The sequence below is a fragment of the Frankia tisae genome, from assembly GCF_025403405.1.
Classification (GTDB): Bacteria; Actinomycetota; Actinomycetes; order Frankiales; family Frankiaceae; genus Frankia; species Frankia tisai.
Genome location: NZ_JANEZT010000822.1, coordinates 1 through 445, shown reverse-complemented (window position 1 = coordinate 445; position 445 = coordinate 1). Strand labels below are relative to the sequence as shown.

At 42.9% G+C, this 445-nt stretch carries 1 protein-coding gene; it reads right to left on the bottom strand.

The window, feature by feature from the left end; translation table 11 throughout:
• Positions 1 to 112, bottom strand: a 112-nt coding sequence (locus NBZ85_RS33550; protein ID WP_498041293.1) for a helix-turn-helix domain-containing protein, incomplete at its 3' end; no start/stop codon positions are given.
• Positions 113 to 445 lie beyond the last annotated feature (333 nt).

The following is a 445-nucleotide window of genomic DNA, read 5'->3' as shown; positions in this document are numbered from 1 at the left end:
GTTGATGTTCCAGTGCCTGTATCTGGCGCGAAACACTTCCCTTTGGCAAAGCAAAGAAATCCGCTGCGCGGGAAAAACTTTCCAGCTCCGCGACTTTGATGAACAACTGCATTGCGTGAATTTTATCCATTTCTTTGACCGATTGTTGTTCACAGCGAAACAGTAACGCGCATATCGCATTGTTTATTGTTTTTTCTAACATCTAATGCCGGGTTTCACAATGTTGTCATGCCGAATGTGGCGATTTCTCAGCAGGAAAAGGGCGGAATAGCTTTCTGAGAAAGGTGAATCCCCTTAAACAGAGCGTATTTTTCAGCGATTCCCTTTAAAGTGAACAGAGGACGTGTTGGCTATTTGTGCTTATTTTTGTCTCCTTGCCGTTTGTTATTTTGGCTTGTGGTCGCGGAATTTCATTTTTAATTGCATGCGTACTAACCACCAATAT